The 15,197-nt window shown below is 65.9% G+C and carries 20 protein-coding genes; 9 read left to right on the top strand and 11 right to left on the bottom strand.

Annotated features, from left to right (window positions below):
• Positions 1 to 49 precede the first annotated feature (49 nt).
• The 10 genes from MRBLWO14_RS04775 to MRBLWO14_RS04730 form a co-directional block, all read right to left on the bottom strand.
• The gene (locus MRBLWO14_RS04775; RefSeq protein WP_341935311.1) at positions 50 to 1,852 is read right to left on the bottom strand and encodes a DNA cytosine methyltransferase; all 1,803 of its coding nucleotides are present in this window, start codon (positions 1,850 to 1,852) and stop codon (positions 50 to 52) included.
• Entirely contained in the window at positions 1,849 to 2,277 is a 429-nt protein-coding gene (locus MRBLWO14_RS04770) for an HNH endonuclease signature motif containing protein (RefSeq protein WP_341935310.1), read from the bottom strand. Before MRBLWO14_RS04770 ends, MRBLWO14_RS04775 begins: the two co-directional genes overlap by 4 nt.
• Entirely contained in the window at positions 2,274 to 3,098 is an 825-nt protein-coding gene (locus MRBLWO14_RS04765; RefSeq protein ID WP_341935309.1) for a recombinase RecT, read from the bottom strand. Before MRBLWO14_RS04765 ends, MRBLWO14_RS04770 begins: the two co-directional genes overlap by 4 nt.
• Positions 3,095 to 3,268 (bottom strand): hypothetical protein, encoded by a 174-nt coding sequence (locus tag MRBLWO14_RS04760; protein WP_341935308.1) that lies wholly within the window; start codon positions 3,266 to 3,268, stop codon positions 3,095 to 3,097. The genes MRBLWO14_RS04765 and MRBLWO14_RS04760 overlap by 4 nt, the downstream gene beginning before the upstream one ends.
• Positions 3,265 to 4,197, bottom strand: coding sequence for a lambda-exonuclease family protein (locus tag MRBLWO14_RS04755; protein ID WP_341935307.1), 933 nt, complete (start codon positions 4,195 to 4,197; stop codon positions 3,265 to 3,267). Before MRBLWO14_RS04755 ends, MRBLWO14_RS04760 begins: the two co-directional genes overlap by 4 nt.
• The gene (locus tag MRBLWO14_RS04750; protein ID WP_341935306.1) at positions 4,194 to 4,532 is read right to left on the bottom strand and encodes a hypothetical protein; all 339 of its coding nucleotides are present in this window, start codon (positions 4,530 to 4,532) and stop codon (positions 4,194 to 4,196) included. Before MRBLWO14_RS04750 ends, MRBLWO14_RS04755 begins: the two co-directional genes overlap by 4 nt.
• The gene (locus MRBLWO14_RS04745) at positions 4,529 to 4,774 is read right to left on the bottom strand and encodes a hypothetical protein (protein ID WP_341935305.1); all 246 of its coding nucleotides are present in this window, start codon (positions 4,772 to 4,774) and stop codon (positions 4,529 to 4,531) included. The genes MRBLWO14_RS04750 and MRBLWO14_RS04745 overlap by 4 nt, the downstream gene beginning before the upstream one ends.
• Positions 4,771 to 4,983 (bottom strand): hypothetical protein, encoded by a 213-nt coding sequence (locus MRBLWO14_RS04740; protein ID WP_341935304.1) that lies wholly within the window; start codon positions 4,981 to 4,983, stop codon positions 4,771 to 4,773. Before MRBLWO14_RS04740 ends, MRBLWO14_RS04745 begins: the two co-directional genes overlap by 4 nt.
• Positions 4,984 to 5,211: 228 nt before the next feature.
• Positions 5,212 to 5,427 carry a helix-turn-helix domain-containing protein gene (locus MRBLWO14_RS04735; protein WP_341935303.1) on the bottom strand — a complete coding sequence of 72 codons (216 nt, stop codon included), beginning with the start codon at positions 5,425 to 5,427 and terminating at the stop codon, positions 5,212 to 5,214.
• Positions 5,424 to 5,660: a helix-turn-helix transcriptional regulator gene (locus MRBLWO14_RS04730; RefSeq protein ID WP_341935302.1), complete on the bottom strand. Its 237-nt coding sequence runs from the start codon at positions 5,658 to 5,660 to the stop codon at positions 5,424 to 5,426. Before MRBLWO14_RS04730 ends, MRBLWO14_RS04735 begins: the two co-directional genes overlap by 4 nt.
• A 44-nt stretch (positions 5,661 to 5,704) precedes the next feature.
• Between MRBLWO14_RS04730 and MRBLWO14_RS04725 the strand changes: the two genes are divergently transcribed.
• The 3 genes from MRBLWO14_RS04725 to MRBLWO14_RS04715 all read left to right on the top strand — a co-directional run bounded on the left by MRBLWO14_RS04725 (position 5,705) and on the right by MRBLWO14_RS04715 (position 7,827).
• Positions 5,705 to 5,989 (top strand): helix-turn-helix transcriptional regulator, encoded by a 285-nt coding sequence (locus tag MRBLWO14_RS04725; RefSeq protein WP_341935301.1) that lies wholly within the window; start codon positions 5,705 to 5,707, stop codon positions 5,987 to 5,989.
• A gap of 117 nt (positions 5,990 to 6,106) precedes the next feature.
• Positions 6,107 to 6,586 (top strand): hypothetical protein, encoded by a 480-nt coding sequence (locus MRBLWO14_RS04720; protein ID WP_341935300.1) that lies wholly within the window; start codon positions 6,107 to 6,109, stop codon positions 6,584 to 6,586.
• A gap of 2 nt (positions 6,587 to 6,588) precedes the next feature.
• Entirely contained in the window at positions 6,589 to 7,827 is a 1,239-nt protein-coding gene (locus tag MRBLWO14_RS04715) for a site-specific integrase (protein ID WP_341935299.1), read from the top strand.
• A 166-nt stretch (positions 7,828 to 7,993) separates the two neighbouring features.
• On the opposite strand, the gene MRBLWO14_RS04710 is transcribed toward MRBLWO14_RS04715, so the two are convergent.
• Positions 7,994 to 8,299, bottom strand: coding sequence for a hypothetical protein (locus tag MRBLWO14_RS04710; RefSeq protein WP_341935298.1), 306 nt, complete (start codon positions 8,297 to 8,299; stop codon positions 7,994 to 7,996).
• Positions 8,300 to 8,612: 313 nt separating this feature from the next.
• On the opposite strand from MRBLWO14_RS04710, the gene MRBLWO14_RS04705 reads away from it, so the two are divergent.
• From MRBLWO14_RS04705 to MRBLWO14_RS04680, 6 genes are all read left to right on the top strand, one after another.
• Positions 8,613 to 8,954 (top strand): hypothetical protein, encoded by a 342-nt coding sequence (locus tag MRBLWO14_RS04705; RefSeq protein ID WP_341935297.1) that lies wholly within the window; start codon positions 8,613 to 8,615, stop codon positions 8,952 to 8,954.
• Between the two features lie 10 nt (positions 8,955 to 8,964).
• Entirely contained in the window at positions 8,965 to 9,879 is a 915-nt protein-coding gene (locus MRBLWO14_RS04700) for a hypothetical protein (RefSeq protein WP_341935296.1), read from the top strand.
• Positions 9,872 to 10,996, top strand: a complete 1,125-nt coding sequence (locus tag MRBLWO14_RS04695; RefSeq protein WP_341935295.1) for a hypothetical protein — start codon at positions 9,872 to 9,874, stop codon at positions 10,994 to 10,996. Before MRBLWO14_RS04700 ends, MRBLWO14_RS04695 begins: the two co-directional genes overlap by 8 nt.
• Positions 10,989 to 11,669, top strand: a complete 681-nt coding sequence (locus MRBLWO14_RS04690) for an ABC transporter ATP-binding protein (RefSeq protein ID WP_341935294.1) — start codon at positions 10,989 to 10,991, stop codon at positions 11,667 to 11,669. The genes MRBLWO14_RS04695 and MRBLWO14_RS04690 overlap by 8 nt, the downstream gene beginning before the upstream one ends.
• Complete coding sequence (locus MRBLWO14_RS04685; protein ID WP_341935293.1) at positions 11,666 to 12,817, top strand: ABC transporter permease; 1,152 nt, start codon at positions 11,666 to 11,668, stop codon at positions 12,815 to 12,817. The genes MRBLWO14_RS04690 and MRBLWO14_RS04685 overlap by 4 nt, the downstream gene beginning before the upstream one ends.
• Positions 12,818 to 12,948: 131 nt before the next feature.
• Complete coding sequence (locus MRBLWO14_RS04680; RefSeq protein WP_341935292.1) at positions 12,949 to 15,048, top strand: family 10 glycosylhydrolase; 2,100 nt, start codon at positions 12,949 to 12,951, stop codon at positions 15,046 to 15,048.
• Positions 15,049 to 15,197: the final 149 nt, after the last annotated feature.

Below are 15,197 nucleotides of genomic sequence, written 5' to 3'. Positions count from 1 at the left end.
CGCATCTCCCGCGGTTGGGTGGCCGGCGTCGCGCTCGGCGGCAGGTTTCTCATGACGAAACCGCGATCAGGAACTCGGCGACCGCGTGGCCGAGGTCACGTGCTGCGGGCGGGGTGACCGCGTTCCCGGCCTGCTTCACCTTGTCGCGCTTCGAGCCGAGCAGCAGGTAGTCGGGAGCGAAGCCCATGCCCGCCTGGATCTCGTGCGGTTCGAGCATCCGGAATCCGGCGTCCTCGACATCGAGGCTGATCGGCGCGCTCGGCTCGATGAGCGACTGGTGGCCGCCTGTCGTGAGCGTACGGATCGGCTCGGTCACGGGCGTCGACATCTCGGCGCCGCCGAGGTTGTTCCGCATGACGAGCGCGTGGTGGTTGCCCTCCGCGCTGACCGTGTCAATTGGGTGTGACGTCGGCTTCGCGACGCCGTGGTTGCGCAGCGGGATCACGAGTCCCTCGCGGTCCACGGTCGTCACGGTGCCGAGCGGATCCGACGCAGGGCGGGCCGTGCCGCCGCTGTAGTAGGGCACCAGCAGCCCGGTCTCGTTGCGGGTCGACTGAGTACGCAGCGGGTCGGCCGCGGATGCCGCGCTCTTCCCGTCGCGACCCTCGACCGGTACGAGCAGGGAAGCGTGCATGCCGCCCGCGACGACCGACGGCAGTGGGTCGCTGACCGGTCGCGATCGCGAGTCGTCTGCGCCGCTGAGGTGGTTCACGATGAGCGCGTGGTTCGTCGCCGTCGTCACCGTGGGCAGCTCCTCCTCGACGGTCCGCGCGCGGTTCGCGTGGTTGTTCGTCATGAGCAGCGGTGGGATCGCGAGGCCGTGCTCGGCGCTGCCGGTCTGCACCGGCATCGGTGCGTCGATCTCGGACACCCGCAGGTAGTTCGACCCGGTTGTGATGCCGTCGTACGTGTTCCCCGCAGCCTTCGCGACGATGGGTGACCAGTGGCGTTCGATGCCTCGGCGGATGCGCTCGACGGTCTTGGCTGCGAGAGGCTTCGTCCGGTCGCCGATGCGCGGTGCCGGGAGCGACCAGTCGATGATCGACGCGGCCGGGAGCCATCCGGGCTCGACGACCTGCCAGCACTTCGGGCACCGGTAGAGGTACTGCGCGCGGTATCGACCCCACTGCTCGGTCTTCTTGAACGCCTGCACGGCCTGGATCTCGCCGTGTTCGAGGCAGAGCGCCATCGGGCTGGTCCACTTCGCGACGTTCGGTCCGGTGAGCCCCTTCTTCTTCGAGGCGAGGTCTTCGCGCCACATCACGATGTACATGCGGTCGCGGGACTGCGGCGCCGGGAGGCCGCCGATCTGCGCGTGCATGCTGTTCAGCCACGCGAACTGCATCCGGTAGCCGAGCTTCTCCATCGCGAGCTGCCACGCCGGGAACTGATCCCAGCGGTACGCGTCGACGACGTTCTCGAGGATGATCGCCATGTACCGGTGGTGCTCGGCAAAGCGCGGGATGTCCCACATCGTCGCGCGGGACCGGTTCGCGGCCTCGTCGGGCAGCGGTGCGGTGCCGTCGAGCTCGAAGAGTGCGAGATCCTGCTGGCGCTGGCGCTTGATGCCCTTCGCGATCGAGTGGTTCGTGCACTCCGGGGACCCCCACAGCACGTGCGTCCGTGGGAAGTACGCGGGATTCACCTGTGAGATGTCCGCCTGCGAGTGGTCGGTGTCGGGGTGGTTCACCTGGTGCGATGCGATCGCGAGATCCCAGTGATTCGCCGCGATCACGACCTTGAACCCCGCTTCGACGAGGCCGGACGAGGATCCACCGGCGCCGCAGAACAGGTCTGTGACGGTGAGTCCATTCCAGGGCACCTCGGGGTGTCGGTATCCGAGGGTAGTCATGCTGCTGCTCCGATGCGGTGGGTGCGGGCGTACTTCGCAACGCGTGCACGGATGCAGGTCCGGCAGTCGCGGTGCCCGTCGGGCTTGATGTAGGTGTTCTCGGGCGTGTAGTCGTGCCCGTTGATGCACGTCACCTGTGCGAGCGATCGGCGGCGGGCGTTCTCCGCGCGGGTGACGGGTTCCAGGTGGTCCGGGTTCACGCACAGCGGCACACGGCACAGGTGGTCCAGCTCAAGGCCGCGCGCGATCGTGCGCCCCAGGGCGAGCCACACGTGACGGTGCGCGGTCGTTCCGCTCGACTTCCCGTACCCCTTGTGCACGGGCCCGGTCCACAGCCAGCACCCGGCGGTGATCTGGATCCGGTGCCACGGCACCCGGCGGCGACCAGCAGAGCGCGCCGGGGTCGGGATCTCGACGAGAGTCATCGTCCTGCCGCCTGATCTTCGGCCTGCTCCTCAGGAGTGCGAGGCATGGGGTCCTGCTCCTGCACGACGAACGTCTCCGGATCGTCGTCGAGACGGGTGACCTCGACCTCGTCGAGGCCCTTGAGGGTCTGCACCTTCGCCTCGTCGGCTTCCAGTGCACGGCCGAGGTCGGTCGACTTCGGGAGGAACTTCGCCAGCGCGCGGACGGCGGTCTTCTTGACCATCTCGTCCTCGTTCGTCTTCCACGGGGTCGACTGCCAGTACGACGGGCGCCGGTCCATGACCTGCGTGCGGGTGAGGTACACCCACGTCGTGCCGCCGGTCTTCATGCGGGCGGTCGCGACGACACCGATCCAGTCGCGCGTTTCCTCGAAGTCCTGCGGCGTCCAGTCGTAGAACATGCCGCGCTCGGAGTTCCCGCCGTAGGAGAAGTCGTCGCCCCTGCGGACGAGGAACGCCTGCACGTTGGTGACGAACTCGGACCGGAGGGCGAGCTTGATCATCCCCTGGTACCCGATGATGGGGAGGCAGATCTGCCGGCCCCGGTCCTTCCTCGGGGTGAGGTAGAACTCGCCGAGGCCGGAGCCGATCTCGAGGCGGAGCTGTGCGGCGAGCATCACCCCGCCGAGGAGAGTCTTCGGGTCGGCCTGCATCAGGTCGGGGGACTTCCCGATCTCCGACAGCACCGCGCGGACGAACGCCTCGGAATTCATCGCCCCGGCGAGCTGGCGCTCGATCGCGGGGAGCTGCGCCTCGACGAGGTCCTTCATCGTCGGGTTCGTCTTCGCGGCCGCGGCGGCCGTGGACAGGTCCTTGGTCACTGTGCAGCCCTCCGCTCGGCTGCGCGGCGCTGGCGCGCGCTGCGCCCGCTGCGGTCCTGGAATGCGGCGGTGGCCGCGAGGTGCGCGTCGGCGGTGCGGTGCCGCCAGGAGAACCATCCGGGCATCTTTTTCATGCCGCTCGCGGTCATCTGGAATGTCTTCTGGGTCACTTGCTCTGCTCCTTCTGCTTCGTGGCACGGAGGACGCGGAAGGGCTGTCCCGTGCGGGTGTACTGGGCGGCGAGGCGGGGGTGGTCGAGGGTGAAGCCCTCGCGGTCGAACCCGATCCGGCCTTTCTGCTGCTTCCACGTGCCGACCTTCCGGCCGTCGCGGATGAGGGTGTCGGCCGAGCCGACGTACTGGGCGAACGCGACCTTGAGGGCGTCGCGCTCGGCTTCCTGGGCGGTGATGTCGCTGTTCAGCAGCTGGATACGCTCGAACGTCTCGAACGCCACGTCCGACAGCTCCACGGGTCGGTCGTCGGTGGAGATCGCGTTGACCTCGGCGATCGTCGACGGGGGAGGTGGGTCGCCCGCCAGGACGCGCGCCCACAGGTCCTCGGCGGCGGGGATCAAGTGCTCGCGGATGAACCGGTCGTCGCGGTCCTCCCAGAACAGGCGGAACTCGCGGCCACCGATCCACACCACGACCGCGGCGCGGCGGGTGTCGGCGACGAGCATCTCGCCCTGCACCTGCACCCGAATGTCGGTCGGGATCCCGTCGTCCCACTTGTGACCCGTGTAGTGGTGCGCGGTCTTGAACTGCCACGTCGTGAACGGGTCGTCACTCACGCGGTCGAATGACGCGTGCAGGAACGGGTACTCCACCGATCGGGCCATGAACGCCGGGCGCAGCTGCACGTCGAGCCCGGAGAACTGGTGGACCCACTTCTCAATGATGTGCTCAGACTCGTGGCCGATGAACGACAGCAGCTCATCGAAGGGACGATCGATGCCCTGCTTGTGCTTCCACACGTCCAGCGGCGTCGCGTACGGGGACAGGTTCATCGCCGCGGGGAGCTCGGACGCACCGATGCTGTTTCGACGCTCCTGCTCCCACTCCGCAGTGTCGGGGCGGACGTGCACGACTTCGAACGTCATGCTGCGTTGCCTTCCTGCTCCTCGGCGCGGTACAGGTCGCGCTCGGCGCGGTCGCGGCGGGCGATCGCTTCGTCGAGTGCTTCCTCGGCTTCGATGACGGCGGAGCGGGCGGCAGCGAGACGGTTCCGGGCGGCGTCCAGGTTGGTGGCCATGTCGGGGTCCTTTCGAGAGTTGGGGTCGGACCGGGCGTAGTCGCCGAAGGTCCAGAGGATGAAGCCGCAGAGCGCGGCGAAGACGAGAGCGAGGACGGCGGAGGGCCACCCGTGCGGGGCGAAGAACAGGCCCACGAGGCAGATGACGGCCCACAGGACCGCGGCCCAGCGGAGCGTGATCACGTGACCCGCTCCTCCCACTCGTGGTCGCATGCGGGGCATACGACGTCGAGCCAGGGGGTGTCGGTGTTGCGGACCATCGCGCCGACGTTCAGGAGGCAGTTCGGGCACTGCGTCTCGAACAGGGCGCCCGCGAGCCGGTCGAACCGGTACGCGTCGTCGTTCTCCCAGTGCTTCTCGACGTGCTGTTTCAGGTCTGTGAAGTAGTCGGGGAAGTCCTCGATCTCGGGGGCGTCGGTGTTCACAGCCACCACCACCGGAACCACAGGCCGGTCGCGAAGACCGCGACGACAGCGGTGAGGATGACGAGCGCGAGAACCGTCCGGGTGATCGCGACGCGCGCCCGGCCGTTCGTGACCGTGACGAGCGACGTAGCCGTGAACGCGGCCACGAACGCGAGGATGATCGCGAGGAGGGTGAACGCCTCCGGCTGAGTCAGGAACCAGAGGTACATCACTGCACCTCCGACATCGCCGGGGCAGCGGTCCCCACCGTGCCCCGGCGAGCGGCGCCGGAAGCCCCAGCCGGCTTCCCGAACCCCAGATCCGGGAGAGGGTGCGCCGCAGCAGCGGCGCGTGCGGATACGGGCTTGACCTCGCCCGGTATGATCTTCGTGAGCATCAGTAGTGCTCCTTTCGAGTCGTGATGCGCCCCCGTTCCAGCGGGGGCGCTTCCGTTTGAATCAGGCCGCGGACGGCGCAGCAGAATCGCCGTAAGTGCGGTCGCTGATGAAGCGCTGCAGGTCCGACTCGCGGATGCGCTGGTTCTTCCGGGTGTCGCCGAGTTCCACGACGGGGAGTTCCCCGCGCTTGATCCGCTCGTACACCCAGTCGATGCCGACGCTGAGACGCTCCGCGGCAACTGAAACCTTGAGCAACCGCTCGGCTTCGGCGCTCACGCTGCATCCCGAGCAAGGAAGGCGGAGGGCGTGAGGGTCGACGGGGCGACCTCGAGCACGCGAGCGATACGAACGAGCTCGCCCATCGTGAACTCGACGTGGCCGTTGATCTTGCGGTTGAAGGTCGTTCCGGGAATGCCGGCGGCGGCGGCGACCGAGGTCTTCGACCGGCCGGCTCGAAGGATGCTGGCGGCGACCTTGTCCGCGAGCTCCTGAGCGATTGAGTGATCCATATGGATAACTTAAGCGACCGAACGGATCATGTCAACGCTGAAGCATGACCTATTTGGTCTACCAAATTATCCATTTTGGTTATATAGTGATCCGCATGGATGAGTACGTAGAAGCTGCCGCCGGCGCGCTCCGAGCGGCACAGGCGCGAGCACGCATGACCGACATCGCCCTTGCGGAGACTTCCGGCATCCCCGTCGTTACGCTGCGCCGCTACTTGAAGGGAACGCGAGACACTCCGGTGTCAGCGCTATTCAAGATCGCGGACGCCCTCGGCGTGAGCGCCGGCGCCCTCCTCGATGACGCGAGTAACCATGTCAAGAACGACTGATGCCCGCATGTTCAGTGCGGCGGCCGCTCGCATGATCATCCCCGCTGTGATTGCCATCTCTCCCCCTACATTCGAATCTTTGTTCGACAGTATCCGTACCCACCGACAGGAGCAACCATGACCTCCGAATCACCCACCCCCGAGACTGCTTCCTCAGCAGAACTGCCCATCGCCTCCCACGCGGAGGTCGACGAAGCTTCCACTGCGCGGCGACGCCCTCCCGTGAAGTGGCTCGTCGTTGGCGTCGGGATCGTGGTTGCGTTGATCGTCGGGATCATCGTGATCCTGAACGTTGTCTCCGCAAAGTCGCCATTCGAGGCGGCAATCGAAGATTGCAACCTCGAGGGCAGCGCGTACATCCGCGTCGGCGATGACGGAGATACGCTTTTGATTGACACCCAGGGCGACGATAGCCCTGGTGCGAGGTTCACCGATACGGCCTGCGTTCTCGTGGCTCTCGGCGTGCCCGACTCGACTGTGGCGCGAATGGATAGCACGCGTGCTATGGACGGCGTCCAGAGTGACGAATTCGACGGCATCAAGGCGCAGTGGTCTTACCACCCCGACAACGGGCTCGATCTGATCCTGACGAGGTAGGCATGGGGCGCGCAGCGAAGGGTGAAGGCAGCATCTTCAAGACCGATGCTGGATACCGCGGGTACGTGACCATCAACGGCCGCCGCAAGTACGCCTCCGGTGCGAAGAAGACCGAGGTGGCGCAGAAGCTCCGCGAGATCAAGAGCCAGCGCGACGCCGGCGTGCTCGCGATCGGACGTTCCCCGAAGCTGTCCGCCTGGATCGAGCATTGGATGAAGGCGACCGAGCCGAAGCACAAGATCAAGACCCACGCCGGCTACCAATCGATCATCGATCTCTACCTCCCCGGGTGGCTCGGCGACATCACTCTGGCCAAGCTGACGGCCGAGCATCTGGAAGAGGCGTACGACGCCCTGTACAAGAAAGGTCTGAGCGGGTCCACCGTGTACCAGTTGCACTCTGTGATCCGAGCCGCACTCACGCTCGCGCAGAAGCGCGGGCGCACGGCAGTCAATGCAGCGGTGCTCGTCGTGTCGCCACCCTCGCCGTCCTCGAAGAAGGTCGTCCCATTCTCTGACCACGACCTCGCGCAGATCTTCGCGGCGCTGGAGGACTCGCGCTCCAAGGCCCGGTTTGCCTATGCTCTGGAGCTCGGACCCCGCCCGGGGGAGGCGCTGGCGCTGGAGTGGCCGCACCTCGATTTCGGTGAGGGCTCCATCCTCATCTGTCAGCAGATCCAGACCGTCGACAAGAAGCTGCGGCTGGTCAAGTACACGAAGACCGATTCCAAGGCGGATCCGGAGTACCGGAAGGTGCCGCTGCCCGGGCACCTCGCCGATATCTTCCGCGAGCATCGTGACTTGCAGCTGCACGAGATGGGCAGGGCATCACGGTGGGAGGAATGGCGCGACGAAGACGAGTCGGAGGACGTAGTTCACGCTTTCGTCTTCACGTCTGCGCGGCGCCCTGGTCGACCGATCACTCCCGCCGGTGACGCGCAGCAGTGGACGAGGCTGCTGGAGGTGGCGGGTCTACCTCACGCGAAGCCGTACACGGCGCGGCACACAGCCGCATCGCGGATGATCGCCGCCGGGATCGACCTCACGGTGGTCGCGGAGATCCTGGGGCACGCCGATATTAAGACGCTCATCAAGGTCTACGCGCACGCGCTGGAGGAGCGGAAACGAGCTGCGGCCGGGTTGCTGGAGAGTGCATGGGCAAACCGTGTCGGTGCACCTTATTCTGCACCCTATGAAGCCGAGTCGAGCCGATTCCAGCCGAGTGTAGACGGAGGCGTGTAGCGCCTACTCGCCCGGAAAGACGGGTCGCGACGAGTCGTGCCGAGTCGGACAGAGTCGCTACTTCACTGACTGTAAATCAGACTGCACTGCATTCGGGGGTTCGAATCCCTCACTCGCCACGACGTGATGAATCGGGACATAGGTCTCGGATGAGTCGCGAGATACGTCACTCAGAGAAAGAGTCCGGCCGTCGGCCGGGCTCTTTCTCGTTGTTGCCCCAGTAGTCCTGTCGGGGTGGATGGTGTTGGTCGCGATGAGCTCGCCGGTGCCGAGGTGGCTGACGGCGACGTGTGGTGTCGTCGGCGAGGAGCATGACGCGTTTGCCGCGGTGAGCGGCGCCGACGCCGAGGTGATGCATGCGGCCGGCGCGGCGGAAGCTGAACTTCCCGTCGGTGCCGACGTAGTCGTAGCGGAGCCGGTAATTGATGTCTCGGAAGCGCAGAGCCTTCAACTCGGCCGAGGTGTAGTTCACTGTTCGCGGCGAACTGCACCACCAGCGCGTTGAGACTTTCATTCCGGTATCTCAGGATGCCGTACAGTTGGCGCGCCGAGTCTCTTTCAAGGGTGCGTCGGCCGCTCCCCTTATCCGAAAAATCCCTCTGAACTGCACTAAATGCAAATCCAGCCCACCGATACTCAGAGGAGTACGGCCCAACCTGTCCGCCCGGTTCGGTCTTCCCACGTCTCTGTGTCCCCCGAACGGCGGACAGACGCCTGCCCTGCACGCAGCTAAAAAGACCTCGAGGCCTCATCCACTCATCGCACCTGATTCAAGGAGAATCAGCATGAAGAAGAAGATCGGCGCCATCACTGCAGCTGCCGCAGCCGCTCTGATGGTCGGCCTCGGAGTCGCCCCCGCCCACGCGGCGACATGCAACACCGGGAACATGTGCTCGTACGACGCCAACAGCTACGGCGGAACGACTTGGCAGGGAGGAAACGGCGATTTCGTCGAGGTGCCCGACGACGTCACCAACTCCGCGCAGAACAAGACCAGCAAGAACTACAACGCGAAGAACAACACCGCGTTCGGTCAGGAGGAGACGCTGGCGTACATCCCCGCCGGCGCGAGCGTGAGCAGCATCAGCGGCAACAACAACAAGATCGACCACTACCGCAAGGCGTGAGCACACCTTCATGACACGCATCAACTCTCGGGTCCAGGTCCGCAACCTCATGGTTGCGGGCCTTGGCTCGGTCTTACTCCTTGCCGGTTGTGCCGGAGGGGCAGACGCAGGTGAGATCTCCGAGGAGACACTCGATGCCGCGTCCACCCTCACCGCGTTCCCGCCGGAGATCAGCATCGCCCAAGCACTCAGCGTTCAAGAATGCGTGCGTGCGGCCGGGTTGAGCATGCCGTTCGACTCGGATGCTGCGCAGTCCACCCCGCTCTCCTACGGGCTGTCGAACCTGTTCGCGTCCGCAGACGAGGCGAGACGGACGGGATACGCCACGACCATCAGCGAGGGCACGGACGTCGTCGGCGAGTGGGAGAAGTCGTTGAGCAGCAGCGACCGAGAAAAGTACTACAGCGCCCTGTTCGGCCCCGATGGTGGGGAGCAGATCGAAGTCAGTCTCGACAACGGCATGAAGCTCTCCACTTCCAAGGAAGGTTGCATCGCCGACGCCCAGACAGCGTTGTACGGCTCGGTCGAGGACGCGCTCGCGTTCACCGGTCTCGTGAACGAGTATCTGTCGACCGCGGGCGATGCCGGTAATGAACGTGACGCCCAGGTCTCCGCGCTCGCGCCCGACTACGAGGAGTGCATGGACGCGCAGGGCTACGACGTCAACGACTTCGATACCCCGGCGCTCGCGCTAGAACTTTTCGGGACCTACCGCGCCCCCGGGGAAGCCCCCCGCTCTGAAGAGCAGGCGCTGGCGGAAGCCGACTTCGAATGTCAGACCGAGGTGGATCTCCGAGACACTGTCGCTTCCGCCTTTGCGAGCCAGTCCGCCGACTGGTTGAAAGCCAACGAAGGTAGGCTCCTGGCAATGCAGGAGGAGCTGAAGCTCGTGAAGGAGCGAGCTGTCGACATCATCAATGGGTGACATGAAGCAGCGAGCACGCGCATCAGTTCTTATCGCCGTCACCTCGGTGGTCACGGCTCTTCTCACCGCGGTCGCCTCGGTAGGAGTGCTGGTCGTCATCGGCGTCGGGAACTTCCAAGCCACGCAAGCCACGGACGAAGCGCCCGTCGATGTGGTCGCCTCCGTCGACACGGGGTCGGTGCAGAAGACATTGTCGGTGGAAGTGCGAACGACGCCCCTGTCGACGTTGGAGGTTCCCGCAGCGCAGTTCGGTGCCGGGATCGTCACTGGCGTCGCACCGGCGACGGTTGACGACGGCGGGGTGCTGCTGAGCGTGAGCGAACAACCGGTCATCGTGATTCAGGGGGCGCTTCCCGCGTACCGCAGCCTGGCTCAGGGCGCTGAGGGCGGGGACGTCGCCCAGCTCCAGGAATATCTACGTCGAACGGGCTTCACCATCAATGACAAGGCGGGTGTGTTCGGGCCGTCCACTGCTGGGGCTCTGTTCGAGCATTACAAGAGCCGGAACTTCGCCGTCGTCACGGCCGACGGGGCACGCGCGGAGAACTGGCGTGACACGGGCCTTCCGCTGTCTCGGTATGTCTTCGCTGCTTCGACACCCGTCATCGTCGGAAGCGACTGCGGACGGGTGGGACAGACAGCCGACAGCCTGAAATGCGTCCTGAATTCTCAGGGCACGGCAGTTACCGTAGCCAGCGATGCTGAGCAGGATCTCACGGGTCTTGCCGTGACCCTGTCGACGTCCTCCGGTGCGGAGATTCCCGCGACCATCGGTGACCTCACCACCCCCATCGTTGATGCTTCGGATGAGGAGGAAGAGACGGATGCGAGCGATTCGCGACAATGGTACGTGCTCGACGGTATCCCCGCTGAGGCGCAACAAGACCTCCGAGAAACCGCCGAGGTCATCGTCGAAAGCTCGCCCGAGGACGCATTGCGAGTGCCATTGACCGCGATCCGTGAGACTGCCGACGGAGCGACGTTCATACGGGAACCCTCACAGGGATCGGGCGACGGCGGTGACCACCCTCTCGAGGTCACACTCTGCGCGGATGGATACTGTGCGGTCACCGGCGAGGGGATCGTCGATGGAATGAAGGTCATCCTCCTTGGATGAGCCCATCGCTCTCGTCACCGCCGAGAATGCGCGCCGAGTGTTCGAGCCGGGGGAACAGGGGGTCAAGTCTGCGACGTTCACCATCGAAGCGAACACGTCCGTCGCCATCGTGGGGCCCAGTGGATCCGGCAAGACGACGCTGCTCAGCATGTTGGGAATGTTGGAGACCCCCACCGCGGGCAAACTCGACATCCTTGGACGTGACGCATTCTCGGTCACGCCCCGGGCTGTTGCTCACGCTCGACGGGCGGAGATCTCGTTCATCTTCCAGGCATTTCACCTCGTACCCCACTTGACGGTCGAAGAGAACGTGACGCTCGGGCTGCACCACCATGACGGAGGGGCGGCAGCTTGGCGGGCGCGCGTCGGCGAACATCTCGCAGCGCTCGGACTCACCAATCACACGGGCGCTTACCCGAGGACGCTCTCCGGGGGAGAGCAGCAGCGGGTGGCCATAGCTCGAGCGCTCGTCCGTGAGCCGCGCCTTCTTCTCTGTGATGAGCCCACCGGGAACCTGGACAGTGCGAACGGGGCGATAGTCGTCGACGCACTACTTTCCTCCGTGTCGCCGACCACCGCGGTCGTCATCGTCACACATGACGAAGATCTTGCGGCGCGATGCATGCGACGGATACGCGTCAGGGATGGTCTGGCAGAAAGCGTCGCCTCGTGAGCGGCACGGTGCGCCTCGCGGTGAGATCCGTGACCCGACGGTGGCGACGAAACCTCATCTCCCTCGTTGCCGTCGGCGCAGGCGTTGCCGCAGTCGTCATCCCGTCATCGTTAGCGGTCGGCTCGTCTGAGGCCGTCACCGCCCGTCTGGAGTCGGCCACGAGTTCCCGCATCACCGTGCTCCTCCCTGCGACTTCCTGGGAGGCCGAGGAATCAACGCTCCTCAGCGCGCTGGACTCCCAACCGCAGATCGTCGACGCAGGCACGCTCGTCCCCCCTGACCGAACCAACGGTTCCGTTGTCATCACGAACCCGAGGACGGAGCGGAGCGTCGAGTCAGCCATCGGCGTGGCAACACCCAGCGGGCTGCGAACGGGCGGCGCGACGGTGAAGTCCGGCGGCCTCGGCGCGGACGGAATCATCTCCGGCGAGGAGAGCATCGTGAACCTCGGCTCTCGGGTGGCGCGCGAGCTGGAGTACGCGGACGTGGCAGCTGGCCCCGTGCTCATCGACGGGCGCGACTTCACGGTCATCGGGATCATCGCCAGCGACGAGGCATGGATGTCGGCCAGTGTGGTGTTCCCGCCTGACTCTGCGAAGGCTGGCGGCTATCTTCCGGACAATCGGGTCATCACCGTGTCCACCGAGGGGAACGTGACCAAGAGCCTCCAGCAGCGAATCGCACTCGCCGTAGAACCCGCGGCCCCGGATACGGTCACCGTGCTCAGTTCCCCTAGTGCACAAGAACTACGAAGCGAGATTCTGAACAGAGGGAACAGCCTTACGGGTCTCATCGGGATCATCGCCGGCGCCACCGCATTCCTCACGCTTGCCGCCACGACCTTCGCTTCGCTGACTGAACGTCGTCGAGAGATGGGTTTGTACCTCGCCCTGGGGTACACCCGGTCTTTCGTCTCTGGTCAGATCGTCGTGGAGGGCACCATCGTCGGCGCGCTCGGTGGGCGTGTGGGGTTCCTGGTCGGCACACTCGTCGCAGCGGCGGTCAGCGCGGGGTCCTATCCGATGTTCATCCTGCCGACCATCCTGCTCGTCCTGCCCGGTGCCGCGGCAGTCTTGGGATGCGTCAGCGCGCTCATTCCTGCGTGGGTGGCGACTCGAGTTTCCCCGAGCGAACTCCTGCGCGCCTAGAACCGACTCCTCGGCTCGCTCCCGCCCCACCGAGCCCTGGTCATCCGGACCGGCATGTGTCAGAGTGATAGTAACTTTCACGATCGGTTGCGCCTACGGAAATGATTTCCAGGAGGACTGAGGAGGACTCGATGAAGAGAAGACCCATCGCGATCGCTGCAGCGGCAGTGCTCGCGCTGACCGCGCCCGCCGCCGCCGCGGGAGCGGCCGTCGACGAGGAGGCGCTGACCGCGTACGTCAAGAACGCCGACGGCACGTACGGGTACAGCGCGACGCCCGTGGAGACGTACCCCGGTTCAGGGGAGCAGGTCACGATCCCGACGAGCCTCGAGCCAGAGAACCGCCGTTTCTCGAGCGCGTGGGTCGGCACGATCGGCAACCTCAACTTCGGCAAGCCGACCGACGCCGCCGACTTCGACGCGAAGTACGCGGCGGTGCTCGACGACTTCACCGCGTGGAACATGAACGCCGTGATCTTCCAGGTCAGGCCGCTGCTCGACGCGTACTACCCGTCGACCCTCAACCCGTGGTCGGAGTTCCTCACCGGCACCCAGGGTGCCGACCCGGGCTACGACCCGCTGCAGCGCATGGTCGACGCGACCCACGCGCGCGGCATGGAGTTCCACGCCTGGCTCAACCCGTACCGGGTGACGAACACGAAGATGACCGCGCCCGCCATCCTCTCCGCGCTCGGCCTCACCGCCGACGAGGTCAAGGCTCTCACCGTCCCCGAGTACATCGAGGCGCTCAACGAGGCCGGCATCCTCGCCGACGACAACTTCGCCGTCCAGCATCCCGACTGGGTGCTGTCGTTCGAAGAGAAGCTGTTCCTCGACCCCGGCCAGCCCGAGGTGCCCGCGTTCGTCGCCGACTCGGTCGCCGAGATCGTCGAGAACTACGACGTCGACGCGATCCACTTCGACGACTACTTCTACCCGTACCGCATCACGGTCGACGGCGTGAACGTGTTCTTCGGTTCGGCCGGCGAGGATCGGCCGACGTTCGAGGAGTTCGGGCTGACGGCGGGTTACGCCGACAGCCCGGAGGGCATCGAGGCGTGGCGTCGCGACAACATCACCGGTCTCATCACCCAGGTCGGCGACGTCATCGACGCGCACAACGCGGATGCCGGCACGGCCGTGCAGCTCGGGATCAGCCCGTTCGGCATCTGGGAGCACAGGGCGCTGAACCCCGCCGGCTCGAACACGCCGACCGGATCATCGCAGACCTACAGCAACGCGGTGTTCGCCGACACCCGAGCGTGGGTGCAGGACGAACTGGTCGACTACCTCACACCTCAGATCTACTGGAGCTTCGACCAGGCCGCCGCCCCGTACGGCGAGCTCGCTCGATGGTGGAGCGACGTCGCAGAGGGCAGCCGTACGCAGATCTACGTCGGTCACGCCCTCTACAAGCACGTGAACAACGGCGGGTGGGAGGCCGCGTGGATGAATCCCGAAGAGGTGCCCAACCAGATCCGCTTCGATCAGAAGCTCGACGGGATCGACGGCAGCGTGCTCTTCAGCTACAACGACATGAAGCCGAGCGACATCGCGGCGCTGCCCGCCGACCAGCAGCCCAAGCACCAGGCGAAGAACACCGCGATCGACCTGCTCCGCAGCGAGGCGTTCGCGCACCCCACGCTGGTTCCCGCCAAGCCGTGGCTGTCGGATGGCTCGGTCGCCGCCCCGACCGACCTGGCCCTCGACGGCGCCCGGTTGACGTGGCGCGCCGGCGATGCCGCAGAAGCGCGCCAGTATGCGATCTACCGCGGCACGGGCACGCCCGAGGAGATCGTCGCTGGAAGCGGCACACTCGTCGACACGATCTGGGCAGGGGGCGCGGCCGAAGCGGGCTACACGGTTCCGGCCTCCGAACCCGCGGCACTCGACTCCACGGCTCGTGCGGCCGGAGAGACCTGGGTCGTCACCGCGCTCGACGCCGCAGCGGTGGAGAGCGCGCCCGCCGCCGTCGCCGCGGAGCCTGTCGATCCGGTGGATCCTGTCGATCCTGTCGACCCGTCCGATCCCGGCACGCCTCCCGGCGGTACCGGCAGCGGCGGCGCCGCAGCGCCCGGAGCCGCCGGTTCCGCACAGACGGGTTCCCTCGCAACCACCGGCACCGAGTTCCCCGTCGCGACGATCCTCACGGCGCTGGCCCTCCTCGTGGCGGGCGGCACCGTGCTCGTGACGAGGTCCCGCCGGCGAAGCGCCGCGGCATCCCGAGAGTGATGTCCTGACGGGGTGCGCGGCTATCCCCGCACCCCGTCAGCGCTCTCTTCTCCTCCCTCCCGAAACTTCTCCGCCCTTTCTCGAACTTCTTTGTGACGAATCGCGCACCTCGTGCGTCCTATCTATGAGCGACACACACGCTCCCGGCG

The organism is Microbacterium sp. LWO14-1.2 (assembly GCF_038397715.1).
In the GTDB taxonomy this organism is placed as follows: domain Bacteria; phylum Actinomycetota; class Actinomycetes; order Actinomycetales; family Microbacteriaceae; genus Microbacterium.
The sequence above is the reverse complement of the archived record's forward strand: the minus strand, read 5'-3'. Positions and strand labels throughout refer to the sequence as shown.

Coding starts and splice junctions, on each gene's coding strand:
- MRBLWO14_RS04695 (WP_341935295.1), top strand. CDS start 9,872: ATGGGTGACATGAAGCAGCGAGCACGCGCATCAGTTCTTATCGCCGTC.
- MRBLWO14_RS04680 (WP_341935292.1), top strand. CDS start 12,949: ATGAAGAGAAGACCCATCGCGATCGCTGCAGCGGCAGTGCTCGCGCTG.
- MRBLWO14_RS04720 (WP_341935300.1), top strand. CDS start 6,107: ATGACCTCCGAATCACCCACCCCCGAGACTGCTTCCTCAGCAGAACTG.
- MRBLWO14_RS04730 (WP_341935302.1), bottom strand. CDS start 5,660: ATGGATCACTCAATCGCTCAGGAGCTCGCGGACAAGGTCGCCGCCAGC.
- MRBLWO14_RS04725 (WP_341935301.1), top strand. CDS start 5,705: ATGACCTATTTGGTCTACCAAATTATCCATTTTGGTTATATAGTGATC.
- MRBLWO14_RS04700 (WP_341935296.1), top strand. CDS start 8,965: ATGACACGCATCAACTCTCGGGTCCAGGTCCGCAACCTCATGGTTGCG.
- MRBLWO14_RS04740 (WP_341935304.1), bottom strand. CDS start 4,983: ATGTACCTCTGGTTCCTGACTCAGCCGGAGGCGTTCACCCTCCTCGCG.
- MRBLWO14_RS04755 (WP_341935307.1), bottom strand. CDS start 4,197: ATGACGTTCGAAGTCGTGCACGTCCGCCCCGACACTGCGGAGTGGGAG.
- MRBLWO14_RS04770 (WP_341935310.1), bottom strand. CDS start 2,277: ATGACTCTCGTCGAGATCCCGACCCCGGCGCGCTCTGCTGGTCGCCGC.
- MRBLWO14_RS04715 (WP_341935299.1), top strand. CDS start 6,589: ATGGGGCGCGCAGCGAAGGGTGAAGGCAGCATCTTCAAGACCGATGCT.
- MRBLWO14_RS04775 (WP_341935311.1), bottom strand. CDS start 1,852: ATGACTACCCTCGGATACCGACACCCCGAGGTGCCCTGGAATGGACTC.
- MRBLWO14_RS04705 (WP_341935297.1), top strand. CDS start 8,613: ATGAAGAAGAAGATCGGCGCCATCACTGCAGCTGCCGCAGCCGCTCTG.